Origin of the sequence: Natronolimnobius sp. AArcel1, from assembly GCF_011043775.1 — an archaeon.
In the GTDB taxonomy this organism is placed as follows: Archaea; Halobacteriota; Halobacteria; order Halobacteriales; family Natrialbaceae; genus Natronolimnobius.
Map to the genome: position 1 here is coordinate 185,657 of NZ_JAAKXY010000005.1, position 25,164 is coordinate 210,820.

A 25,164-nucleotide genomic window follows, 5' to 3' on the forward strand; every position below is an offset into this window, starting at 1 on the left:
AGTCTCTTCTGATGGCTAGCGCTTTTTCGCATCGACTCTACGTGCTGCATCATAGATTATAAAGGTTAGGGTACACAACACTCAACTGCCATATTCGGCAGTGTCCGCATCGCCTGAACGACTTTTTGTTCGCTCCCAATCTTGTTATGACACTTGTACACAAGATATATACCATCCGCTTGTGTGGATACGGCTACCAGCGCCGTCGAGTGTATGATCCGTTCTCGGATTCATCCCCTCGCTCTGGTCGGTGTCTGGTTGCTCGCTGTGGCGGCGCTGGGGGGCCGATACTGCCTGCCTCGCGGTTACAGCGTATCAAACTGGCTGACCGGTGTCCGATGGCACCTGTTGCTGGCATCAACACGCTATCGACTTCGGTCACCACGCATTCGTACATTCGAACTGTCCTTTTCGCATGTCTCTCGAGGTCGCTCTTGCAGCGAGTAGTAGCTGCGCACAGCATCTTCGACAGCCTCTAGTTTCGTCACAAGAAATATGTGCCATCAAACCGTTACTGTTGCGTATGATACTATGGTGAACTACGAGTACAGCGTTCGGTCGGTCGAGACCGTGTTTCGAATCATCGAGACGCTTGACGAGTTGGGTGCAGCCGGGATTTCTGAACTTGCAGCGGAGGCTGATGTCTCCAACAGTACAGTACATAAGCATGTCAACACGCTTCGGTCGATGGGATACGTAAAAAAGGACGGCACAACGTACTCCTTGACGCTCCACTTTCTCGGGATTGGTATCCGCGCCCGCGCGCAATACGACATCGTTCGTACTGCGAAATCGATAGTCGACGACCTCAGTACCCGTACCGAACTGATCACATCCCTTGTCGTCCTTGAGGACGGATACGGTGTTTTCACGTATCGCTCGCCGCCGTCTGTGAGTTCACCTGGGTCGCTGCCAGCTATTGGCGATCGAACCTACCTCCAAACGACGGCTGCCGGAAAGGCGATGCTCTCAAAGCTTGAGTGGGACGCAGTCCGTTCGATTATCGACGACGTTGGGCTTCCGGATCCGTCTGATCGGACTGGCAGTTCGGATCGCGATCCCAAGCAGGAGCTCCCGTTACAGGACTACTCGACGAGCCGTCGCGGGCGGACGATCTTTCATCTGAGACGGGAACTCCAATCCATTCAGGAGCAGGGGTACGCACTCGAGCGTGATGAACACGGAACCACTCACCCAGCCCTTGCAGCACCGATTACCATCGGTGGAACGCCGGTTGCAGCTCTCTCTGTTTCTGCTTATAGTCGACAGCGGACACAACTGCTTGGGCAGACGCCTTCGTTGGCCACACAGGTAACGGACGCTGCTGCCGATGTCGAAGCAAAAATCTCCAGATTAGAGACGTAATCGAATTTCTGCTGTGTTCAATTTCGACAGTCGAAATCCGATCAGTTCTAGTAGACTATTCGCGGTGTGTTTTACGCTTGTATGTCTGTATTTTTAGCTACGTCGTGTGTAACTGATCGCTCTCAGAAACCTGTATTGACCCCGTTTTCACTGACGGACTTCCGTAACGGGACCGCATGAACAGGGTTAGTGGTACAACGACTCTCTCCTCGTTGGAATGCTGGTATTTCGCTTTGCGAAATCCTTCCCAAGGCGGATTGCTCACACTCGAGAGGAAGTATAGTGACTGTCTGGTGTCTACTGTTGTTTCCTATTGACTTCCTGTTAGTATGTTGTATAATCGGACTTTCTCACTCAAACCACATCGCAAATATCTATTATGTGCCGAAAAGATATTACAATAGCACAATTGTAATTGGCCGTGGTGGTAATTCGGAAAATCAATCATTCGGGAGTGAAACTGACCAGGGGGCGGTGCTACTAACTCTACTCTGCGGTTTGAGTACCGCAGTAACTAACTATCTAATATACTATTGTCCATTTTGATATATTGGGGGATTTTTACATATCCTGATTGGTAATTGAGTTCCTGCGGTGACTCTGCAGCCAGATATCGGTTTGATTTGGTTTAGTATTGATGATGCTGGATCTATGGGTGATCTGGTTTTGGTGAGTCCACACTCTTTGACCATTATATGGCGTTGTACACTATAACCCGTTATTTTGATATCTGAACGCACGACTTCAGATTGCCGAAAACCGGCTAAGGCTATCGTCCATTTTCAATCTAGTTGAACTGTTGTGATTATTTGGCAGTCTCTCTTAGGCGTACATAGTACAAAAACTCACTTGAATGATGTGTCTTCATAGAATAAGAACGTTGTACATGTTCGATTTTCGACTATCTGTGTATAGATGTGGTTCCAACTCATCATTCTAATAGGTACGATAGGTACCTATTTTGATTTCCAGCGATACTGACGCTCACACACCTGTATATCTAACACTAAATTGACAGTGTTGCTCACGTAATATTCAATTTCTGTGAACCGGCAATCGATTTATGCCACCTCCTGACTGCTTATATACTACACAATGCCATTTCGTATTCTTGATCGAGTGGTGGACCGGTTTACTGCGTCAAACACCTCAGATGATGTCCGTCCGTCGTCCACGGAATCACCGCCAGCAAATGAACTCTATACCTGTATAGACTGCGCCGAGACTTATATTAAAAACGATATGAAACGATGTCCCCACTGTGACGAGGTCGTAGAGAAGACGCCAACATTCGCTGAGTTGGGGATCGGACCTGAATCCAGACGCTGAACTACGGTTTCAGGTATTTGCGGTCGAAATTTCAAAGCGAGCACCTTCTGTCTCCCCTTCGGTTATCGAGACCGCCCATTCGTGTGCGTCAACGACTCGAGCCACAATGTGGAGACCGAACCCGGTGCCATCGTCTGCGGTCGTGTAGCCGGCATCAAAAATATCGTCTCGAGCAGCGGCTGGGATACCCGGGCCGTTATCCTCGATATAAAACCCGGTCTCGGTATCACCGACAGTTACTGTGACGGTTTCATCGGCATGTTCAACGGCGTTGCGAAACAGATTTTCGAACAGTTGGTGGAGCTGTTTCTCGTCGGCTTGGATCGTCTGTTCCGTTTCAATCTCGAGTGCTGCTGTGTCCGTGGCAACGGTGGTCCAACAGTCTTCGACAAGGTCACTGAGTGATACTGACTCAATTTCCATCGCATCGTTTCCAACCTGTGCGAGCGTGAGCACGTCTTCGATGAGTGCGTCCATCCGAGTGAGTGCGTAGTCGATATCGTCGAAATGTTCGCTTTCACAGTCCTCTTTGAGGAGTTGCAGACGGCCCTGTGCAAGCTGGAGCGGATTCCGAAGGTCGTGACTGAGAATGCTCGTAAAGCGATCCAATCGTTCGTTTCGCTCGAGGAGTTCCTCTTGGCGCTGTTTCTGGTCGCTAATATCTCGGTCCATCGCGACGAATCGATCTTTCCCATCCAGATTGAGCCGGATGAGGTGGATTTCGACCGGCACAGTTGTTCCATCGGCACGCTCGAGTTCCCCTTCGAAACGCCGGGGCGAGTTCGTTGGGAGTGACTCCCAGAACGCTCGTGCTCGCGTTGGATCGGCAGTGGGATCGATATCCCAGACGGCTGTACCAGTCAGTTCCTCTTCCGTGTATCCAAGTTCGTCACACATCCGCTGGTTGACGTCGTGGATAACGCCATCGGCATCGTGGATGGTGATCATATCCGGAGAATGCTCGAGAAGAGCTTCGAGACGTGCTGCCTGTGAACGGAGTTTTGATTCGTAGGTTTTCTCGCGTGTCACGTCATCTTGGAAGCCGACGTAGTATTCGATTTCACCATCGTCATCGAACAGTGGGGCGATTCGAACACGATTCCAGAACTCGGTCCCGTCCTTCCGGTAGTTCCGCAACTCGACACTAACTGGTTTTTCGGTGGCAATTGCGTCCCGAAGTCTGGTTACTGGACGCTCACGTGTTCGCTCGCCTTGCAGAAACCGAGTGTTCTGACCGAGGACGTCATCTCTGGAATAGCCGGTGAGTTCGGTGAACTCCTCGTTGACGTAGATTATTGGGTTGTCTTCTGTGTGTGGGTCTGTGATGGTAATGCCGACCGGTGCTTTGTCCATCGCTCGTGCTCTTGTTGGACACTCTTTGTCAGTTGCTTCAGTCACTGACGGCTCCGATAGTGTACAAATAAGCGATTCGTCGGCTGTATACGAGAGTGTGTGCTCGACGGCGAGCAACGTGCCGTCACTTTTGAGCATTGGTTTTTGTCCCTGCCAGTAGCCGTCTTTCGCTGCTGGAAGCAAGATGTCGTACACTTCGTCGACATCGTCCTCACGATAGAGTATTTCCCAGTGGGAGCCAATGAGCTCATCACGCTCATAGCCAAGCAACGCTGCATATGCCGTATTGAGATACTCGATGTATCCGTCCTCACTCAATATTGCAATTCCCTCTTGGGCTGTCTCGATCGCCTCGAGTCCGCGAGTGAGGTGACGTTCTGCACGGTAGTGTTCGACGACGTTCTGGATCCGATTTGCAAGGACCGTATACTGTTCTGTGCCGCCACCTTTCTGGAGATACTCCGTGACGCCGGCAGTGATCGCTTCGCTTGCAATCTCTTCGGATCCTTTCCCGGTAAAGAGAATAAACGGGAGATCAGGATCCGTTTTCCGGACGTACTCAAGGAGTTCGAGACCGTTCAAGCCGGGCATATCGTAGTCGCTAATGACGCACTCGAGGTCAATATCTCCGTCTTTGAGTGTTGCAAGTGCCTCCGTAGGGTCTGTTTCAGTGTGGACGGTAAACGCTGGCCGTTCACGCTCAAGAAACGTTGCGACCAGATCTGCAAAATCTGGTTCGTCGTCAATATGAAGGATATGTATGGCCGCTGAGTCGGCGGGAATGTCGGTAGTGGTAGAGGTAGGTGGAGACATACGAAACTGATTGACACTGAGACTACTCACGACCCCTGTATAAAAGCCACGTCTACTACTATTCGGGTGCTGTCAAAAAGAAATCAAAATAGAGAGCATACGGCTCGAGTCTGTCAGAGCCGGTAGCTTGCGATCTCTTCGGAGTTACATTCCGGACAGGAATCGATTTCGGTCGGGACGGCCGTTCCGCACTGTCGACACTCACGGTGTTGTGGTGTCTGGCGTGACCGTGATAGCCGTTCTTTGAGTTGTCGGAACATTCTATAGTAACAATTGAAACTGTTTACACACCAATCGCATAGCCGTCATGCAATTGGGTGTGCACTGACTGTCAGTGGCTACTATATTCCATCACCGCGTAATCGCGCTCACGTTGGTGCGTTCTCACCGGCAAACTCGTCGCTTGCATACCGTCTCTGTCTGTGCGTCCGTGAGTGGTAGTGTGCATTGTTTTCGTCCCAAAGCGTGTGAGTGCTGCGGGCCGAAACACCCGCTGTCGAGCACAAGTGCCTGATGACGTATATACGTCTGCCAACCAGAGTGAAAGTGAAACACGACTGTGGTTCGAGAGGTACGTTACCAATTACTGATCAAAACTCTTCCTTGACAAATCAAACCTCTTTTGGATACTTCTCACAATGGTCCAAAACAAGTCTGTACTCATCCAAACGATGTGTATCAAACACTATATGGTTAATTTTGTGAAGAAGCCAGTCTGGAGACCAATATTCTGTTCGATTTGTCCCAGGTCTGTTCTCTGGTTCGACTCAATCCACACTGGAAGTCTCAGTGGGCGGATTAATGCGTGATAGACGAAACCATCGCATCTGAGTATCTATCGCACAGTTGTGGCCTGCCAGACACATTAAACTGTTCAATTTATAATTTGTTGATAGTACTTACAACTTCCATATACTTCGTACTGTTTATGCAGTGATTGGTCCTCGTTTTCTTCGGCTACGTTGTTCAATCGATACGTATACATGTGGCTGCCAGTATCGAATGAGTGGGTTCGTATCAGTCGATGAAATGGCGATATCGTGAGACTGTGCTGGCGCTGTGTACGCTTGCGTTTTTCGTGACGATGGTCGGCCGATTAGCGATCAGTCCTGTCGTCCCCGATATTGTCTCGGCGTTTTCGACGACGAACGCGGCTGTTGGCCTCTCGCTGACGGGAATGTGGTTTGCGTACGGAATCGCCCAGTACCCAAGCGGCATCTTGGCAGATCGGTACGGCGAACGACGTATTATCCTCATCGCCGTTGCTGGTACCGCAAGTGCTGTATTACTTGTTGCACTGGCACCAGCGTTCTGGCTCTTTTTCACTGCCACAGTCGTCCTTGGTGGCGTTGCTGGCTTGCACTACAGCGTTGCCACGACCTTGCTCGCACGGACGTACGACTCTGTCGGGACTGCAATCGGCGTTCACAACACCGGTGGGACCATCGCCGGATTAATGGCTCCTGTCGGTATCGCGTGGCTCGGTATTCACGTTGGCTGGCGTGTTGCAATCGCCACCGTCGCGATTGTCGGCATTCCAGTCGCCGCGCTGTTTGCCCTGAAGATTCGCTCCACTCAGCCACGGTACCCGGAGACACCGCTTCGAGACCAAGTTGATTATCATGCTGCCAAAACGGTTCTCACTCGCCCAGCAGTTGCGTTTACGCTCCTCATTTCGATTGTTGGCGAGTTCGCATGGCAAGGCACCGCCTCGTTTCTTCCGACGTTTCTCATCGAACACCACAACGCCTCGACGACGCTTGCCGGTGCGATCTTCTCGGCGTATTTCGTCGTCCAGGGGATTGCCCAGATTGGCGTCGGCGCTGTCTCAGATCGGTTCGGTCGAGACGGGACCATCGCAGGGTGTTTCTTCGCCGGCGTGTTGGGGTTCGCTATTCTCATCTGGGCAACCGGACTCGAGTGGATGCTCCTTGGCGTTGCACTCCTGGGCATCGCGATGAGTTTTGACGCCGCGTCGATGCCGCGGTTTTTCCGTGCGTTCTCGAGTGAGGAACAGAACACGAGCTTCGGACTCGTGCGAACGATCTATATGATCGTCGCGGCCTCTGGTTCGGTTGTCGTCGGTGTGCTTGCTGATACGGCCAATTGGGCCGTCTCCTTTGGCTTTCTCGGTGGGATTCTCGCGATTATCGGCCTCGCAATCGTCGTCAACTGGGCGTTCGATCTTGGCTACTGATCACGGTCTCTCGCCATGCATTTCCTCGTATCGCTGCTCGTAGGCCTCGGGCATCACCTCTCGGTCACCATCGAAGAAGGGTTTCGGATCTGTCCCACACTCGATGATAACGTTGCCCCAGGGCACGTACGAGCCAGTTCGGACGATTGCTTTTGCCTCGGCCCCGTGAGCGATCACGTCCTCGTGTGGAATCGTCTCGAGTGCTGTTCCAGTTCCCCCATACAGTTCCTGTAGCCGTTCGTCCATTGCTGGATTGTTCTCGGGCACAGCGTCGGCGTAGGTGACTGTCTCGGGGATCAGTTCCGCGTGGATCGCCTCGAGGACGTCGTAGAGCCCCGGAACGCCGCGTGTCAGTGCGAGATCGATCCGCCAGGCGTCCTGTGGAATCGGAAAGCCCGCGTCGGTGACGATGAGCGTGTCTGTATGGCCCATGCGTGCGATTGCGTGATTCAACTCAGCGTGTAGAATGCCGTCTTCGTCTCGTTTCATGTGGATCTCTCCCGTGACATATTTGTGCACACACCTCTTGAAGGTATTCCCGCATACGCAACTGGCAGTGGGGGAATAGTGCCAGTTGTGTGGGTTGCTAGCCCATAACGTTTTGTTGGCGTGCGGAATTGTGATAGCTGTTCTATGTCACGAGAGCCAAGCGATGTGGCCGGGACGATCCAACACACGAACGTCAACCCGTCCGCCACGGAGGATGATATCCGAACGCTCTGTGCAGAATGTCTCGAGTATGGATTCGATGGGGCAATGGTACAGGCGTGTTGGGTCCCATTCGTCCGCGACCAACTCGCCGGGAGCGACGTTACCGTCTGTTCGGCCGTTGGGTTTCCGATGGGCGGCGATAGACCGCTCTCGAAGGCGATGGCAATCCGCGACGTCGTTGCCGCCGGCGCAGAAGAAGTCGATGTCATGCCAAACATCGGCTTTGTGAAATCGGGACGCTTCGACGAGGTTGGCCGAGAAATGGACCTCATTGTCGAGGCAAGCGGCGACGCGACGTGCAAGGCCATGCTCGAACTCGGAGCGTTAACCGACGACGAAGCCGAACAGATCGTTGACCTCGCGATAGACGCCGGATTCGACTACATCAAGAACTCGAGCGGCTGGGGCGAGGGTGGGAAAGCAACGGTTGATCGTATCGAGTTCCTGTGCGCACGTGCGGGCGATGAGACGCGTGTCAAAGCAAGTGGCGGCATCAAATCGCTCGAGGATGCAACCGAACTGCTCGATGCTGGCGCGGAACTGCTCGGCGCCTCGAGCGGCGTCGAGATCGTGACCGGAGGTGTCGGTGATGGCGAGTACTGAGTCGGAGGGAAAGACACCGTCTATTGCGGTTGTCGGAAGCTATAATGTTGGGTTGACGATGCGTGTCCCACAGTTTCCTATTCCGGGCGAGACGGTCATCGGCGAGGGATTCGCCGAAGGTCCTGGCGGAAAGGGATCGAATCAGGCAATCGCTGCGAGTCGACTCGGTGCGGAGACAACATTCATCGGCCGTGTTGGAACTGACCGCTACGGCGACGACGCGTTCGATCTCTGGGAGCAAGAGGGAATCGACACCTCACAAGTCAGCCGGGATGCAGAGGCCCATACGGGTGCTGGCTTCGTGCTCGTCGACGCCGAGGGAGAAAACGAGATTACGGTCGCACCCGGTGCAAACGCGACGTTGTCCGCGCATCACGTCGATGACGCTGCCGATGTCATTGCTGAAAGTGATGTGTTGCTCGTCCAGTTAGAGATTGAAACGGATCCGATCGAACGCGTACTCGAGGTGGCTGCGAGCAACGATGTCGAGGTCGTGTTGAATCCGGCACCGGTACGGGATCTCGATCCGGCGGTACTCGACCAAGCGGCGTACCTCACACCGAATCAAAATGAGGCTCGCTCGCTCGCGGGAATTGATCCAGAAGACGAGGTTGCTGATCGAGCGATCGCCGAACAACTCTCAGAGCAGGTGGATGGGACAGTCGTGATGACCGTAGGGAGCGATGGAGCACTGCTCGTCGACGAGGCAGTAACTGCTGTTGATGCCCCGACGGTTGACCCGGTTGACACTACTGGTGCGGGTGATGCGTTCAATGGTGCCTTTGCAGTTGGATTGGCATCCGGAATGACCCAAACTACGGCCGCCCATTTTGCGTGCGCTGCGGGAGCGTTGACCGTGACTGCGTCGGAGGTTGTCCCTGGGTTGCCGACACGGGACGCTGTTGAAGAGTTACATTCTAGTTGAACGGCCTCGTGCGCTTTCAGTCATTTTATCTTCTCAATCTTACCCAAGAGTGTACAGGATTAATTAAACTTATTCCCCAAAACAACCGTTTTCGCCCGCTGTTTCTTTTTCCGACGACGTATAGTGGCTATGTTATCGGCAGCCTGGTGCGATAATAACAATATTTATTATGATACTCCCGCTTGTCTGTGCTATGCCACCGGATGACAAGAGCAGAGTCAACATACGGCTCGGGAAGGGCGTGTCTCGGCGAGATGTCATGCGTCAAGTCGGCGCAGCGAGTGCCGTTGGGGCTGCTGCCGGACTCGCCGGCTGTACCGATCTCGTCTTTCAGGAAGATTCCGACGATGATGATACACCGGCAGGCGGCAACGGTGGGAACGGGAACGGCGACGTGCCCGATTTCCAACTTGTCGAACTGATTCCGCCACCGACCGACCTCGACTACGAGAGCGAGTGGGAGGAGATGGACGTGAGCATGGTCACCCACGATGCTGCCACGTCCTTCTTCGATCCCGCAATTGCCGGCTTGCACGACGCCGCCCAGCAACTCGGTTGGAGCGCGAACTTCACTGGCCCGACCGGCGGCGAAGACGTCGAAGAACAGGTCCAGATCCTCGAGTCGACGGTCGATGCAGGACCGGACGTGATCATCACGACGGTTATCGATGAGAACGCCTACGATGCGGTGATTGAGGAGGCACTTGATAACGACATCGTCGTGATGTTGTACAACACCAACGCCTGGTCGGTCGATGACATGCAAGACCGCTTCGGTCGGACGCTGCCATACACGGGACAGGACAACTACGCTGCTGGGTACGTGGTTGGTCTTGAAGCAGCTGATCGACTCGAGAGCGAGGACGGCCAGGTAACAATCGCGACCTGTTGTCCCGGTCACTCTGCGCTTGGTGAGCGGGCAGACGGAATCGAAGCCGCACTCGAGAACGAGACGGATGTAAGCACGGAGGTACTCGACATCACCGACGACTCCAACGAGGGGATTACACGCCTCGAAGATCACATCACAGCCGAAGATGACATTCTGGCCATCCTTGGGACCGATGCGTACACGTGGTTCATCGCGGAAGCGCTCGAGGCCCAGGGTGTCGAAGACGAGATTATGGGCGGCGGGTTCGACCTCGAGGAGCCGACGATGGAGGCGATCGAAAACGGGATCATGGAGTTCACGATCGGACAGGACCCCTTCTCACAGGGGTACGTCCCGACGATGCTCGCCTGGCTCTACATGGAACGAGGTATTCCACCCAAAGACTACCGAACCGGCGCGGAAGTCATCGACCAGGAGAACATCGACTTCGCCTTAGAGCGAGATGATTGGTCGACGCTGATGGACTGGCAGGACGACAACTACTAGCGCGTCCGCCAAACTTCATTTCAGACACCTATAACATGAGTTCCAATTCACCCGTTATTCAGACGCAAGGACTGACAAAAGAGTTCGGTACGATCAAAGCCGTCAATAACGTCGATTTCAGCGCCGAAGAGGGCGAGATCATGGCGATCGTCGGTGACAACGGTGCGGGCAAATCGACGCTCATTAAGATGCTCTGTGGCGTCCTCGAGCCGACCGAGGGCGAGATATTCGTTAGAGGTGAGAGCGTCTCCTTTGACGACTACAACGATGCCCGACAGATGGGTATCGGCACGGTCTATCAGGATCTCGCGTTGACACACAGTCAAACCGTTGCCTCGAACGTGTTCCTCGGAAACGAACCGGTTCGGGAGGGAATCGCCGGTCGACTCGGACTGGTCGACAAAGAGCGAATGAACAGAGAGGCCACGGAGGCACTTGAGAAAGTCAAGATTCCAGTTGACCCGAACTCACAGGTGAGAAACCTCTCGGGCGGCCAACAACAGGCAGTCGCAATCGCTCGCGCACTCCAGTTCAATCCGGATATCCTGATCATGGACGAGCCGACGAGTGCACTGTCAATCGAGGGTGTCAGAAACGTACTCAACGTTGTCAACACACTTCGAAAGGAGGGAATCTCGATCATCCTCATCAGTCACAACATCGAGGAAGTGCTCGGAATCGCCGACCGGATTTCGGTGCTTCATCAGGGTGAACTCATGGGCGTGCTCGATGCGAAAACGTCCGACCGTGAGGATATCGTCCTCAAGATGATGGGCGGCAAAGAGTCGGGTCAGGCGGCCCCGCTCGAGGATATTAGAGATGATGGGAGGTCCACAGCATGAGCGAAGAGACAAGTAAGCCGGGTAGTGGCGGTGGTGGCGGTGCATCTGCCACTGTTCGCGGCCCCTCGACGCTCATTGGCCGGCTCACCTCACGTCGCGAAGCCGGCGTGTTGTTCGGATTTATTGTCCTGTACGGCATCATTGCAGTGAGTCGACCGGATATCTTCTTTAGCTGGGGAGATATCTCTGGCGTTACGTTCCGGCTGTTCCGCACAGCGTCGATCTACATCATCATCGGCATCGGGATGAGCTTCCTCATCATCAGTGGCGAGTTCGACCTCTCTGTGGGGTCAATGTTCGCTGTCGGCGGGCTTTCGTTCGCCATGCTGATTCAGGACTTCCAGTTGACCGTCTTTGCGGCGATGGTCGTTGTCCTGCTGATCGCTGCCGGCGTTGGCGTGACTAACGGTGTGATCGTCACGAAGATTGGTGTTCCTTCGCTGATTGCGACGATCGGCATGCTCAGCGTCCTCAGGGGGGTTGCGCTCTCGATAACCGACGGCTCGTGGGGCGTCCCGCGAGATAATTCCGCTATCCACCTGCTCGGCGGCACGACAGAGGTCTTCGGTGTAAGTGTTGCCCATCAGGTAGTCTGGGCGCTCTTGCTGGTGATCGCATTCGGGTTCGTCCTTCATCAGACGCGCTTTGGCTACCACATCTACGCCGTGGGTGACGATCAGGATGCAGCCGAGAAGACGGGGATCAACGCCGACCGGGTGAAGATCTTGAACTTCGTCATCGTCGCCATGCTGGCAGCACTGGCCGGCATGATCAGCATCTCCTACTACGGGTCGATGTTCGCCTCGAGTGGGGCAACCTACGAACTGCTGATCATCGCTGCGGTGGTCATCGGCGGGACCAACCTCTTCGGCGGTGAAGGGACGCTCTCGGGGATGGTCCTCGGGGCACTCGTAATCGCCATCATCCCGCAAGTGCTCGTCCTGAACGGCATGAGCGTCGACATCCAGGAATTACTGACCGGCGTCATCATCATCGTCGCCGTCGTCCTGGACATCATCTTCCGCGGGCGCTAACGCCCTCGGGAACCCGATTTATTCACGCTGCAATTTATGGCTGCATTCAGACTCAGACAACCGACATACACCGGTGAGAATCGCTGTGGAGCTTGCACCGCCGTCAACGTCGCGATCAGTGTGCTCGTGGGCGGTGTGCTCGCAATGAGCTGGCCGATTGCAGGGATCGCGTTCGTCGCGCTCGCGCTCGTCATCATCTACTTGCGGGGCTATCTCATCCCCGGGACACCGACGCTCACACAACGGTACGTCCCACAACCCGTCTTGAATTGGTTCGGGAAACAGCCCGCAGTACCGGCCGAGGACGACTCAACTCTCGAGCCGAACCCGGACGGTAACGCGAGTGTCGAGTCCATCCTCGAGTCGTTTGTCGTCGAATGCGAAGACGTCGATGACCTCTGTCTCGAGGAGTCGTTCCGAGCCGACTGGCGCGAGGAGATGGCCCGTCTACGCCGAACTGACGGCGGGACAGCGCGCCTTGCGAGCGAACTCGGGGTCGAACCGGCACGTCTCGAGACCGAGACGACCGAGAACCGATTCGCTGTCGCGGTCGACGGGACGCAGGTCGCCCGCTGGAACTCGCAGCCGGCGTATCTAGCGGATATCGCCGCCATCGTCGTGCTCGGTGAGCGCGACGACGACTGGGCGACGCTCGAGGAAGCAGAACGGAGTCGCACGCTCGCGACACTTCGGTCGTTTCTCGAGCACTGTCCCGCCTGTGACCAGCCACTGGCTGCGGCCGACGAAAGCGAGCGATTTTGCTGTGGCGGTGAGCAGACGCTCACGCTCCAGTGTGAGGCATGTGAGGTTGCCGTTTTCCGGACGACACACGCCTGAGACGGAAACAGAATTACTCTGGAGTGTCGTCCGCGTCGGCGACGACCACGTCGTTTTCGACCAGTTCGTCGACTTCCTCGTCCGTGTAGCCGCGCTCGAGTAAGACCGTACGCGTATCCTGTCCAAGCGCCGGTGGCGAGTGACGCACGTCGCCCCCGCTTTCGGAGAGCTTCGCGGGAAAGCCGGTCGTCTTGAACGACTCGCCGTCGGGTCGCTCGATCTCGAGTATCATGTCGTTGTGCTGGACCTGTGGGTCCGATTCCACCTCAGTGAGGTCGCGTGCGACGCTCGCTTGCACGTCGGCATCGACGAGGTCGTCGACGATCTCCTCGGCGCGGTGGTCGGTCGTGTAGGTTTCGATCAGATCGTGGATCTCGTCTCGATGCTCGAACAGTTCCTGTTGGTCCTCATATGCCTCGAGTTCGGGCAGGTCGAACGTCTCAGCGATGCGCTCCATCGGCGACATGCCAATCGCGACGTGGCCGTCGCTGGCCTCGTAGATGCCATATGGCGGGTACAGGTAGGCATGTCCGTGCGTCTTTTCCCCGCGCGGGAGGCCTTCCTCGAGGTTCATCGCGAAGGTGAGTTCGTTACACTGGCGATCAACGGCGGCGTTGAGCAGGCTCGTTTCGACGCGCTGGCCCTCGCCGGTTCGTTCGCGGTGATAGAGTGCCTCGACGGTGTGCATCGCGGCTAGCGTGGCTGTGTGTTCGTCGACGACGACAGTGCCGGCTGGCGTCGGCGGATCATCGTTTCGGCCCGTATAGGAGGTGAGGCCAGTCATCGCTTGGTAGATGAGGTCCTGGCCGGGTCGGTTCGCGTACGGTCCCGATGAGCCATAACCGGAGATTTCGACGAAGATGATGTCTGGATTCACCTCAGTCACCTCGTCGTAACTCAGCGACAGGCGCTCCATCACGCCGGGACGGAAGTTGTGGATTAACACGTCCGCGTCCTCGATAATGTCTGTCGCGATCTGATGGCCCTCGTCGGTTTTCAGATCAATGGCCACGCTTCGCTTGTTCCGATTCATCGTTAGATAGCCCACACCGTTCCCCTCGAGCGTCTGACCGCGGTAACTCATCGTCCGCTGAACCTCACCCGCAGGATGCTCGAGTTTGATCACGTCTGCACCCATATCTCCGAGTTTCTGGGCTGCCCATCCGCCAGCCATTAGCTGTGTAAAATCAGCTACTGTGACATCTGCTAACGATTGCATACTGGTAGCTATTCGCGTGATGGTAGGTAAAGCATTGGGGTTAGTAGGTAATTGCCTCTGTGGAAATACGCTCATAGTGGCTGCTCACCCCCACTACCCGCTAGACTATCTCTCCGCCGTCACGATCTCGAGGTGATTCTGTCGGCCCAGTTCACCCGGGCGTTCAGTCATTCCAAATTATTATATGGGTAGTTACTGTCTAGCGTGATATGAGCGATCCGCCCAAAAATCCAGTTAAGTCGATTCAACGAGCTGTGGCTCTCCTTTCGGTGCTTAAAGAAACCGGTGGTGCGCGTATTGTCGATCTTGAGGAGCGTGTCGATCTCTCGAAGGCGACGATACATAGCTATCTGGCGACGCTCGAGGAGGCTGGCTTCGTCGAAAAAGATGGTGTCACGTATCGGCTCGGGTTGGCGCCGCTGACACTCGGTGGGTATGTCCGGGATCACGACCCGCTGTACATGGCTGGGCGTGACGGCGCTGATGAACTCGCTGAGCAAACGGGCGAACTGGTCGCGTTGATGACCGAGTGGAACGGCCGGTCGACGTACCTGTACCAGACATCGGGCGATCAAGCACTTGCGATGGACTCACACCTCGGCGTCCAGTTGCCGATGCACTGTACCGCTGCAGGGAAGGCGATTCTCGCAGAACTACCTCGTGATCAAATAGACGCGATTATCGAGAGACACGGACTTCCAGCCTGGACCGCGAACACGATTACTGACCGTGAGCATCTTCTCGCAGAACTCGAAGAGATTCAGTCCCGGGGTGTCGCTTTCGATGATGAAGAGCGAATTACCGGCTTGCGTGGTGTCGGTGTGCCGGTAACAACTGATGACTCGCTGCTCGGTGCAATTGCCCTCGCGGGCCCTGTCAACCGGCTACAAGGAACGCGATACTGGGAGGATTTACCGGAACAGTTGACAAAAATCGAACGAATGATCGAGGTGAAAGCGACGTATCCGCCGGCGTAGGCACACGTTTGGCTATACCGAACGGCTCCGTCTTTGGTCACTTCCTGTGCGACTCACACGCATTCTATTACAGCGGTACATATGTAATCATGCTCAGCAGTAGTGAGCACTGTGATCGGTTGTTCGGCCATTCCAAACGTCGTGACACGGGGGTGTCCTTTTTTTACCATGGGGCGCGAGTGAACGCGCATGTCTGCCCGTCAGACTGCGCCGCGAATTGATGATGCATACACCTATCACGGCATTGACGCCGTTCTCCTCGAGAACGCGCATCTCCGCGTCTTGGTCCTTCCCGGGAAGGGTGGGGATATTCTTGAATTCCGTGATAAACAGACTGATGTCGATGTCCTGTGGCACGCCGACCACGAGTGGATGCCACCTGATACTGGGACGGTTCCTGAACCGGAATCTGCGTCCTGGCTCGATCACTATCCCGGTGGCTGGCAACTCAATCTTCCGATCGCTGGCACTGTTACGGATGATAACGTTCCGTATGGGCTCCACGGCGAAAGCGCCCTCATCCCGTGGTCGTACACGACTTCGACTACCGATGATGCCGTGGTACTCGAGTTACAGACTGACCTGTTGCGATATCCATTCGCACTCGAGCGGACGCTGACGCTTTCAGCCACGGACCCAACACTCGAAATTACCGAGCGCGTGACCAACGAGGGGGGCGTTGATCTTGAGTACATCTGGCAACAACATATTGCGCTCGGGCAGCCATTGATTGGACCAGGTGCACGACTTGATGTCCCGACCAGTATGGGCCAGGTCGCGGAGTATCGGCCGGGCCACGAGAACGCGCGACTCGAGTCCGGAGCGACCTTCGAGTGGCCCGATGCACCGGGAACCGACGGCACGATGATCGACCTCCGCCAGTTCCCGCCACTCGATTCGACGATCCATGATGTGGCGTACGCGACCGACCTCGAGGCAGGCTGGTTTGCCGTCACGAATCCCGATCTCGACGTTGGCTTCTGTTTTACCTTCCCCACTGATCCGTTCGAGTGTCTCTGGTACTGGCAACCATTCGGTGGTCACGCCGAAGCGCCCTACTGGAACCGTAACTACAACGTTGGCCTCGAGCCGACAACCGCCTATCCGGCTGTCGACGTTCCCGCTGCCCAGCGAGACAACGGGACGATGAAAACGCTTGGCGCGGGAGAGACGCTCGAGGCATCGTTTGTTGCCCGCACCTACCATGATGTCGCGTCTGTGCGCGCTGTCGACGCGGACGGCACCATTCATGAAGACATGTGATACAATGGCATAGCTTGATTATGTTACTCAGCGTACACGGTCCACCAGGGTTCCTGGTGTGTTACCATGACATGGACTGTTGCTGGCATCAACTTCGCGCACTTTCACATGGGCGATAACTTACGACTCGTCGAAGACCATCCCGACGCCGAAATCGTCGCCATCTGCGATGAGGACCCAGATGAATCGACACTCGGACTCGAGGACACGGCCGGAGAGTTCGACATTCCCGACGACCGCGTCTATCGAGATCACGAGGCGTGTCTCGAGGAAACCGAGCCCGATATCGTCATCCTCTGTCCTGTCCCCTCCGAACACGCCGACTGGGTCGAAAAGGTCGCCCCCTACGGCGTGAACGTCGTTCTCGAGAAACCGTTCGCAACCTCGGTTGAAGACGCCGACCGCATCCTCGAGGCGATGGCCGAGGGTGGCGGCAAACTCGCAGTCAACTGGCCGCTGGCATGGTACGAATCCCACCGAACCGCAAAGCGCGTCCTCGATGAGGGGACCATCGGCGACGTTCGCGAGGTCCACTACTACGACGGCAACAAGGGCAGCGGCCGCTTCACGCAGGTGGAGTACACCGACTCGGGCGAACTGCACTTCGCGGGTGACGACCTCGAGGACACCGACGAAGCCGCCGCAACCTGGTGGCATCAGGCCGACCGCGGCGGCGGCTCGCTCAACGACTACCTCGGCTATGGCGTCACCCTCGGCACCTGGTTCCGCGACGGTGAACTCCCGCTCGAGGTGACGACCGAGACACACACGCCCGAGTGGTCGCCGGTCGACACTCACAGCATCACAATCGCGAGCTACGAACACGGTCTCTCGAAGTACGAGACACGCTGGGGGACGTTCACCGACCCCTGGGTTCACCAGCCCCAACCAAAGTGTGGATTCGTCCTCGTCGGTACCGAGGGAACAATTGTAAGTTACGACTACGAGGAGACCATCCGCGTGCAAGACGACGACCATCCTGAGGGCTACGACATCGAAGTTGACCCGCTCGAGGAGCCACTCGAGAACGTCATCCAGTATTTGATCGACCGCCTCGAGAACGACGAACAGGTTGCGTTTCCGCCGCTGAATCCCGAGCACTGTCGAGAGGCCCAGCGGGTCATTGACACCGCCCACCTGAGCGCCGAACGCGGCGAACGAGTGGAACTCGTGGGGGACCGATGAGCGACGACGACGAGACCTACGGCATCGCCGACATTGCCGATCTCGAGGAGATCTCCCCACCAGATCTGCCGTACAAACCGAAACATGTCGGCGACTCGCCGCCAATCGCGCTCATCGGCACGGGCGGCATCGCCGAACAGCACCTCACGGCGTACCGCGATGCGGGGTACGACGTGCGGATGCTGTGTAACCGAACACGGGAACGCGCCGAAAAGTACCGCGAGACGTTCTATCCCGACGCAGACGTCACCAGTGACTATCACGAGGTCCTCGAGCGCGACGATATTCCTGTCGTAGATGTGCTTCCGCATCCGGTCGACCGCGCGCCGATTCTCGAGGATGCACTCGAGGCGGGCAAGCACGTCCTCAGTCAGAAGCCGTTCGTCGTCGACCTCGAGTTCGGCGAGCGACTCGTCGAACTGGCCGACGAACGCGGCGTTGCACTCGCGGTGAACCAGAACGGCCGCTGGGCCCCCCACTGGAGTTACATCCGCCACGCAATCGCCGAGGGGTTGATCGGCGACCCACACGGCATTCACTGCAGCGTCGACTGGGATCACAACTGGATCGCCGAGACCGAGATCAACGCAATCGAACACGCCGTCCTCTACGATTTCGCGGTCCACTGGTTCGACATCGTCACCTGCTTCATGGGTGATGCCGAGCCAAAGCGAGTCTACGCATCGTACGAACCGTCGCCAACCCAGCAGGCCGACCCACCGCTGCTTGGACAGGCGGTCATCGAGTACGAGAACGCACAGGCGACGCTGTCGTTCGACGCCGACACGCCGGTTGGACCCAAAGACCGAACCACTGTCGTCGGCACAGACGGGACGATTAGAAGTGAGGGGCCGGACCTCGAGCAGCAATCGGTGACCCTGTATACAGCGGAGGGCTATGCAAGACCCGATCTCGAGGGGACCTGGTTCCCCGATGGCTTTCACGGTGCGATGGCCGAGTTGCTGTCCGCCATCGACGAGGGCCGCGAGCCGTCGAACAGCGCCCGCAACAACCTCCGAACGCTCGAACTCTGCTACGCGGCGGTCGCGAGCGCTGAGGACCACGAACCGGTGGTTCCGGGCTCGGTGCGCCAGCTGCGGGGTGAGTGACTCGCTACTGCGTCACTCCGGAAAGAGCGTCGCCCGGTCGAGTTTCCCCGTCCGCGTTCGTGGCGGGTCCTCGAGCACCTCGATCTCGTGGGGCGTCTTGTGTGGCCCGAGACTGTCTCTGACGTGCTGGCGCAGCGTCTCTTCGATTGGTGCCTGCCCACTCGCTTCAGCCGGCGTCTCCACCGCTTTCCCGAGCAAGACGTACGCGACGATCCGTTGACCCCGTTCGTCGTCTGAGACTCCACCAACGGCGGCGTTAGCAACCATCGGCGACCGACAGAGCGCGGCTTCGACCGCCGTTGGGCTGACCCGGTAACCCGAGGAGATGATGAGGTCGTCAGCCCGGCCCGCGAAGGTCACGTATCCGTTTTCGTCCATCCGCGCCAGATCGCCGGTAAGATACCAGTCGCCGGCATAGCACGCCTCGGTTGCCTCCTCGTCGCCGAGATAGCTTTCGAAGAGGACAGGATCGGATCGCTCGAGTGCGATCTGTCCGACCGAACCAGGCGCGACTGGCTCGAGGTCCTCGTCGAGAATCGCGCACTCGTGGCCCGGATAGATGCGCCCCATCGAGTCCGGTTTTGACTCATAGAGCGCCTGACAGTCCCCGATCAGCGCGTTGGCTTCCGTCTGGCCGTAGGCTTCGTTGACGACGATCTCGAGTTCGCGTTCGGCCCACTCCTTGACCGGTTCGGGCAGCTTCTCGCCACCACACATCACGACCTCGAGCGCCTCGAGATCCGCCGCACTTGGCTTTGTCTCCTCCCGGATCTGCCACATCGCTGTTGACGGCATGAACGACCGGCTCACGTCGAATTGCTCGATCAATGCGAGGGCGCCGACGGGGTTAAATCCACTGCGGCGCACGCTCGAGACGACGATCCCACCGCAGGCGAGCGTCGGGAAGACGGCGTCGAACAGTGCTCCCGCCCAGGCCCACTCGGCAGGCGTCCAGACGCGCTCTCGGTGCTCGTCGCCGAAGCAGTGAAACCAGCACTGATAGCCCGGGAGCGTCCCGATGAGGTACTGGTGGCGCTGCACGACTCCCTTAGGTGTTCCCGACGTTCCGGACGTGTAGACAATGATTGCCGGCTCGTCCGGTTTCGTCGCGACGATGTCGCTCGAGCGGTCACTCGAGACGTGGTCGGCGAACGCGCCGAGATGTCGTTCGGGTCCGTCGTACGTTTCGGCTGCGAGATCGACGACCAGTTTGACCGGCAAATCGGCGTCTTCGACGGTCGTCTCAAAGTGCTCGTAGACTGTTGCGTCGGCGAGCAATGCGCTTGCCTCGCTGTGTGCGAGACTGTGCTCGAGGGACTCCTGACCAAGCAGCACCGAGAGCGGCACCGCGAGACAGCCGATTCGATACGTTGCCAGATGGGCAACCAGCAGTTCGGGTGACTGGGGAAAACAGAGCGCGATCCGATCACCGGACTCGAGGCCAGCCTCGAGGAGATGTGCGCCGAGTGCGCTTGCGGTATCGTCCAGTTCGGCATAGGTAAATCGGTGCGCTCTACCGTGATCGTCCCGATGAATAAGGGCGGTCAGATCCCGCGTCTCGTCGGCTTTCTCTACAGTTTCGGCCAGATTATAGGTCTCGGGAAGGTCCCACTCGAAGGCCTCGTTCAGATATGCATCGGTGTCGAGTGACTCTTCGCTCGGGAACGAATACCCCACAGGCATGCAAGCAGCGTACGCTGCGGCGTGGTATGTAGCTTGCGACCAGTCACGCTCTCGAGTCGCCGGTCGCCGATGGCTCTATGTACTATACTGACAATGCACATGTATGGAGCCAGACCACCTGCTACTCGAGCGAGCGCCACCCATCCAGCGAATCACCCTGAACCGCCCTGACCGATTGAACGCACTCGCAACCCAGACCTGGGCCGAACTCCGTGATGCGTTGCGCGACGCCGACGAGGACGACGAGGTACGGGTGATCATCCTTGGCGGCGAAGGCCGGGCGTTTTGCTCGGGCGACGACATCGCGGACTTCGAGTTCGAGACGACTGCGGACGCTCGCGCCTACGCCAGACACATCATGTCCTGTGGGCTGACCATCGAACGGATCGAGACGCCGGTGATCTCGAGCGTTCATGGGCTGGCCCACGGCGGCGGCTGCGAAATCGCCGCCCTCGCCGACGTCACGATTGCGAGCGAGGAGGCGACGTTCCGACTTCCCGAAGCACTCGTCGGTGCCGTCCCTGGCATCGGCCTCGTCCGGTTCCCCGAACTCATCGGACTCAAGCAAACCCGTGAACTCATGCTCACGGGCCGCGAATTCGACGCGACAGAGGCCCACGACCTCGGCCTCGTCAACGAGGTCGCCCCTGCCGACGAACTCGAGGACGTCGTCACCGAGCGCGCCGAAGACGTCGCCCGAACGGCACCTGTTTCCGCCCAACTCATCAAGCGCATCCTCAACTCGAGACTCGAGGACGAAGCCGAAGCCGTCAACGCCCTCACGCTGATCTTCACGATGGACGACGCGGTTGAGGGGATGGAGGCCTTCTTCGACGGACGAGAGCCGGAGTGGTCCGGCAACTGACGGACTGCTGTACTGTTACGGTCGGGTCCAGGCGACTCTCCCATCGCGATCGACGGTCTCGAGGTCACCGCGGTCAACCAGGTCACCGTAGTGGGCAGTGAGTGGAAACGCCAGATCGTGGTCGAGACCAAAACTCCCGCGTCGGTCGACGACAGCGTCGATTGCCTCCTCGAGCGTGACGGGGCCGTGCTCGTTGACGATCTCGATGGCGAGCGCCTCGATTTCGGCGACAAAGTCCAGCGATTCGGCGACGAACTCATCAATGTCGTCGCCGGCAAGTACGTCGTAGTGGGTAAAGGAGAGTTGGTCGGGCTCGAGCGAGGCGACGAGTTGGATTGTGTTCTCGTATTCGGGATACAGGTAGTACGGCGGCGGCTGGAGGTACTCACCTTCAGCGTCGTACAGCCCGCGCCCAAAGAAGGCGTCGCCACCGATCACCAGCCCGTACTCGTCGTCGTACAGCGCAAGGTGGCCCTTCGTATGTCCCGGGGTATGCAGCACCCGGAGCTGTCGGTCCTGTACGCGGATCGACTCGCCACCGCGCAGATGAAGATCGATCGGTTCGTCCGGCCCCATCATCCCGGTAAGCCAGTCGTAGACTTCCTGCTCGTAGGTCAGGCCGTGCTCATCCGCGAACTGACGGTAGCGGTCCTCGAGAATTCGGTCGACGCTCTCCATTAGCGGGGCGTCGGCGACGTGTCCGGCGATCGTCACGCCCGGGCTGTGTTCGCGGAGTTCGTGGTTCCCGCCGAAGTGGTCGGCATCGGAGTGGGTGACGACAGCGAGAGAGACGTCTGCGAGCGACCAGCCCAGATCGACGAGAAACGGCTCGTAGACGGTCGTCGGTGCGTCCACGTAGCCCGGATCGACAAGAATCGGTCCCGTTGCCCCCTCGAGGACGTGATAGCCGTGGATTTTCCCGTCAGTGATCGTTTCGACCCGGTGGATGCCGGGCGTGAGCTCTGTCGCCTCGATAGTGGTAGTGTCAGTATCGGCGTCTGGTGGCATGGAAACCTCCTCGTCGCGGCTTCAACACGAATCGTGATAAATGTGTGTCCACATACCACGGTCACTCGACGACGGTATCGATCTCTGTCACAGCTTTCAGGGGTGACAACGGACGCATCCTATAGTAGCCACTGCAAGTCAGTGCACTCCTGATCGCCAGATGGGTCGGCGATCAGTGTGTAAATAGTTGCAGTTGTTACTATAGTTTCGCGACGAACAGTTAAGTTCCACTATAACGAAGACTCACGGAGATGTCGATTATTAATAGCACACAACACGACGGCCGGACGGTGATCATCACCGGTGGCTCGAGTGGCATTGGCCGGGGAATCGCGCTGGCGTTCGCCGAGGCGGGCTCGAACGTCGTCATCGCCGACGTAACACGCGAACCGCGACAGGGCGAGCGTTACGAAACCGACGTAACAAGGCCCACCGACGAAGTTGCACGCGAGGAGTTCGACGTCGACGCGACGTATCTCGAGACGGACGTCAGCGATCCCGATGCAGTTGAGGCGATGATCGACATGACGCTCGAGGAGTACGGCCGGATCGATGTGGTGGTGAACAACGCCGGCATATTCATCGAGGGCGACTCGCAGGACCTGACTGTCGAGGAGTGGGACACCGTGACTGGCGTTAACCTCGATGGGTCGTTCTTTTGTGCGAAGTACGCTATTCCCCACCTCAAAGAGCACAACGGCGTGATTCTCAACGTTGGCTCGGTCAACTCCCAGGAAGGCGGCGGCGGGCCACCCTATGCCAGTTCGAAAGCGGGAATCGTCAATCTCACACGTGATCTCGCGGTCGAACTCGGTGACGACGAGGTGAACGTTAACGCGATCTGTCCCGGCTTCATCGAAACGGCGATTCAGGACTACCAGACTGACGAAAGCCTCGAGCAACAACTCGGACACACGCTCTTGCCTCGAGCGGGCACGCCCGAAGACGTCGGTACACTGGCTGTCTTTTTAGCGAGCGACGAGGCTTCGTTTATCCACGGCGAGGAGATCTACATCGACGGCGGCTGGACCGCTCATAGCCTTTAAATACCATGACTGACACTCCAATCGACACAGACGAAGTACTGACCGCTCTCACCGCGCGCATCGGGACGACCCTCGAGCAGACTGGCTCGGAATTTCCGTACGTCGCTGATCCAGCGACCGAACTGTGGGAGACGACCTCCGACGGAAACTGGTGTGGCGGCCACTGGGTGCATGCCCTCTGGCTGGCATACGACCACACTGGTGAGGAACGATTCGCCGACGCGGCCCGCGAACACACTGATATCGTCGTCGACTCGATGGTTCGCCCGTCCATGTTCTGCGGGATGAACTTTCACTATGCCGGGTTCAGAGCCTACGATATCACAGGCGAGGACCGCTATCGGGACCTGGGTATCGAGGGAGCTGACGAGATGGTCTCGTACTACCACCATGGGGCGAGACAGATCGCCCTCGGTACCCTCGAGATCGATGGCCCCTCGAGCGAGTTCCGTGGCCCTGAATCCGACGAGGGACCGTCTGGGGATTCACTTGGTGCTGTGGACGCGATCTACACCTCGCTGCCCGTTCTCTGGCGTGCCTACCGGGAGACGGGCGACCCGATCTATCGCGACACCGCAATCTCCCACGCCGACCGCCACCTCGACTGGTACATCCGTGAAGACGGCAGCACCTGGCATCACGCAGAGTTCGACCTCGAGACTGGCGAACTCCGCCGGCAGTACAACGAACTCGCCTACTCTGATGAGACCTGTTGGGCGCGTGGGCAAGGCTGGTGTATCGCCGGCTTAGCTCGGGCCTACGAGGAAACCGGTGCTGAGCGTTATCTCGACGCCCTCGAGCACACGACAGCGTACTATCGCGATCATGTCCCCGATGATCTGGTGCCATTCTGGGATTTCGAGCATCCCGATCGGCCAAACATTCCCCGCGACACCAGCTGTGCGGTACTTACCGCCTACGGGCTCACGAGGCTTTCAGAGACGCCAGAAACTGCGGATCTCAGGTCGTTCGGTGAGGACGTTCTCGAGTCGCTCTCTCAAAACTATCTGACACCGGTCGACGCCGATGATGAGCGCCATCCCGGGATTGTACTCGAGGGCTGTTTCAACGGCCCGTCGGGATATGCAGACCGGCACGAACTCGTCTGGTCGTTGTACTATATGACTTCTATGACTCATGCAGTGAGGTGATATTCGAGTCGGTCACTGCACAACCTGTTGCGACGACTGGGTAGCTGAACGGAACTTTCACCTCGCGGGCTAATCTTATGACCCCATCCAATTTCATCTCGGTCGTTTTCAATATATGATATCATATGTCAATTGGTAGTAGGTGCCTATTTTGGAATCAAAATACGATACAAAAATGCTGAACCTCTACAATTGCAGGTTACTCGCGTAACTACTTTGAGCTATCAAAACCAGTCATATCGACCATCATGATTGATGCGTGGGGTAACAA

The 25,164-nt window shown here is 57.2% G+C and carries 20 protein-coding genes; 15 read left to right on the top strand and 5 right to left on the bottom strand.

Annotated features, from left to right (window positions below; translation table 11 throughout):
* Positions 1-531 precede the first annotated feature (531 nt).
* Positions 532-1,365, top strand: a complete 834-nt coding sequence (locus G6M89_RS15975; RefSeq protein WP_165162879.1) for an IclR family transcriptional regulator — start codon at positions 532-534, stop codon at positions 1,363-1,365.
* Positions 1,366-2,703: 1,338 nt separating this feature from the next.
* On the opposite strand, the gene G6M89_RS15980 is transcribed toward G6M89_RS15975, so the two are convergent.
* Positions 2,704-4,860 carry a PAS domain S-box protein gene (locus G6M89_RS15980; RefSeq protein ID WP_165162880.1) on the bottom strand — a complete coding sequence of 719 codons (2,157 nt, stop codon included), beginning with the start codon at positions 4,858-4,860 and terminating at the stop codon, positions 2,704-2,706.
* Between the two features lie 1,024 nt (positions 4,861-5,884).
* On the opposite strand from G6M89_RS15980, the gene G6M89_RS15985 reads away from it, so the two are divergent.
* Positions 5,885-7,057: an MFS transporter gene (locus tag G6M89_RS15985; protein ID WP_165162881.1), complete on the top strand. Its 1,173-nt coding sequence runs from the start codon at positions 5,885-5,887 to the stop codon at positions 7,055-7,057.
* On the opposite strand, the gene rbsD is transcribed toward G6M89_RS15985, so the two are convergent.
* A complete protein-coding gene (rbsD, locus tag G6M89_RS15990; RefSeq protein WP_165162882.1) occupies positions 7,058-7,546 on the bottom strand; it encodes a D-ribose pyranase in 489 nt (162 codons plus the stop codon). It abuts the gene before it with no gap.
* Positions 7,547-7,690: 144 nt separating this feature from the next.
* Here rbsD and deoC point away from each other — a divergent pair, with 144 nt between their 5' ends.
* The 6 genes from deoC (at position 7,691) to G6M89_RS16020 (ending at position 13,387) form a co-directional block, all read left to right on the top strand.
* Complete coding sequence (gene deoC / locus G6M89_RS15995; RefSeq protein ID WP_165162883.1) at positions 7,691-8,371, top strand: deoxyribose-phosphate aldolase; 681 nt, start codon at positions 7,691-7,693, stop codon at positions 8,369-8,371.
* A complete protein-coding gene (locus G6M89_RS16000) occupies positions 8,358-9,296 on the top strand; it encodes a ribokinase (RefSeq protein ID WP_165162884.1) in 939 nt (312 codons plus the stop codon). Before deoC ends, G6M89_RS16000 begins: the two co-directional genes overlap by 14 nt.
* A gap of 193 nt (positions 9,297-9,489) precedes the next feature.
* Positions 9,490-10,674 carry a substrate-binding domain-containing protein gene (locus tag G6M89_RS16005; protein WP_206335591.1) on the top strand — a complete coding sequence of 395 codons (1,185 nt, stop codon included), beginning with the start codon at positions 9,490-9,492 and terminating at the stop codon, positions 10,672-10,674.
* 35 nt (positions 10,675-10,709) lie between these two features.
* Positions 10,710-11,516 carry an ATP-binding cassette domain-containing protein gene (locus G6M89_RS16010; RefSeq protein ID WP_165162885.1) on the top strand — a complete coding sequence of 269 codons (807 nt, stop codon included), beginning with the start codon at positions 10,710-10,712 and terminating at the stop codon, positions 11,514-11,516.
* Positions 11,513-12,550: an ABC transporter permease gene (locus G6M89_RS16015; protein ID WP_165162886.1), complete on the top strand. Its 1,038-nt coding sequence runs from the start codon at positions 11,513-11,515 to the stop codon at positions 12,548-12,550. The genes G6M89_RS16010 and G6M89_RS16015 overlap by 4 nt, the downstream gene beginning before the upstream one ends.
* A 144-nt stretch (positions 12,551-12,694) precedes the next feature.
* Entirely contained in the window at positions 12,695-13,387 is a 693-nt protein-coding gene (locus G6M89_RS16020; protein WP_165162887.1) for a hypothetical protein, read from the top strand.
* 13 nt (positions 13,388-13,400) lie between these two features.
* On the opposite strand, the gene G6M89_RS16025 is transcribed toward G6M89_RS16020, so the two are convergent.
* Positions 13,401-14,681 (bottom strand): CoA transferase, encoded by a 1,281-nt coding sequence (locus G6M89_RS16025; RefSeq protein ID WP_343162653.1) that lies wholly within the window; start codon positions 14,679-14,681, stop codon positions 13,401-13,403.
* Positions 14,682-14,815: 134 nt separating this feature from the next.
* Between G6M89_RS16025 and G6M89_RS16030 the strand changes: the two genes are divergently transcribed.
* From G6M89_RS16030 to G6M89_RS16045, 4 genes are all read left to right on the top strand, one after another.
* Entirely contained in the window at positions 14,816-15,583 is a 768-nt protein-coding gene (locus tag G6M89_RS16030; protein ID WP_165162889.1) for an IclR family transcriptional regulator, read from the top strand.
* A gap of 189 nt (positions 15,584-15,772) precedes the next feature.
* Positions 15,773-16,846: an aldose 1-epimerase gene (locus G6M89_RS16035; protein ID WP_165162890.1), complete on the top strand. Its 1,074-nt coding sequence runs from the start codon at positions 15,773-15,775 to the stop codon at positions 16,844-16,846.
* Between the two features lie 66 nt (positions 16,847-16,912).
* Positions 16,913-18,031 carry a Gfo/Idh/MocA family protein gene (locus G6M89_RS16040; protein ID WP_165162891.1) on the top strand — a complete coding sequence of 373 codons (1,119 nt, stop codon included), beginning with the start codon at positions 16,913-16,915 and terminating at the stop codon, positions 18,029-18,031.
* The gene (locus G6M89_RS16045; protein ID WP_165162892.1) at positions 18,028-19,140 is read left to right on the top strand and encodes a Gfo/Idh/MocA family protein; all 1,113 of its coding nucleotides are present in this window, start codon (positions 18,028-18,030) and stop codon (positions 19,138-19,140) included. The genes G6M89_RS16040 and G6M89_RS16045 overlap by 4 nt, the downstream gene beginning before the upstream one ends.
* 12 nt (positions 19,141-19,152) lie before the next feature.
* Here G6M89_RS16045 and G6M89_RS16050 read toward each other — a convergent pair whose 3' ends face one another.
* Positions 19,153-20,823, bottom strand: a complete 1,671-nt coding sequence (locus tag G6M89_RS16050; RefSeq protein ID WP_165162893.1) for an AMP-binding protein — start codon at positions 20,821-20,823, stop codon at positions 19,153-19,155.
* A 103-nt stretch (positions 20,824-20,926) separates the two neighbouring features.
* On the opposite strand from G6M89_RS16050, the gene G6M89_RS16055 reads away from it, so the two are divergent.
* On the top strand, positions 20,927-21,688 hold the full coding sequence (locus G6M89_RS16055) for an enoyl-CoA hydratase/isomerase family protein (RefSeq protein ID WP_165162894.1): 762 nt from the start codon (positions 20,927-20,929) through the stop codon (positions 21,686-21,688).
* Positions 21,689-21,703: 15 nt separating this feature from the next.
* Here G6M89_RS16055 and G6M89_RS16060 read toward each other — a convergent pair whose 3' ends face one another.
* Complete coding sequence (locus tag G6M89_RS16060) at positions 21,704-22,696, bottom strand: MBL fold metallo-hydrolase (RefSeq protein ID WP_165162895.1); 993 nt, start codon at positions 22,694-22,696, stop codon at positions 21,704-21,706.
* Between the two features lie 251 nt (positions 22,697-22,947).
* Between G6M89_RS16060 and G6M89_RS16065 the strand changes: the two genes are divergently transcribed.
* Positions 22,948-23,742 carry an SDR family NAD(P)-dependent oxidoreductase gene (locus tag G6M89_RS16065; protein ID WP_165162896.1) on the top strand — a complete coding sequence of 265 codons (795 nt, stop codon included), beginning with the start codon at positions 22,948-22,950 and terminating at the stop codon, positions 23,740-23,742.
* A gap of 5 nt (positions 23,743-23,747) precedes the next feature.
* Entirely contained in the window at positions 23,748-24,893 is a 1,146-nt protein-coding gene (locus tag G6M89_RS16070; RefSeq protein ID WP_165162897.1) for a glycoside hydrolase family 88 protein, read from the top strand.
* Positions 24,894-25,164 lie beyond the last annotated feature (271 nt).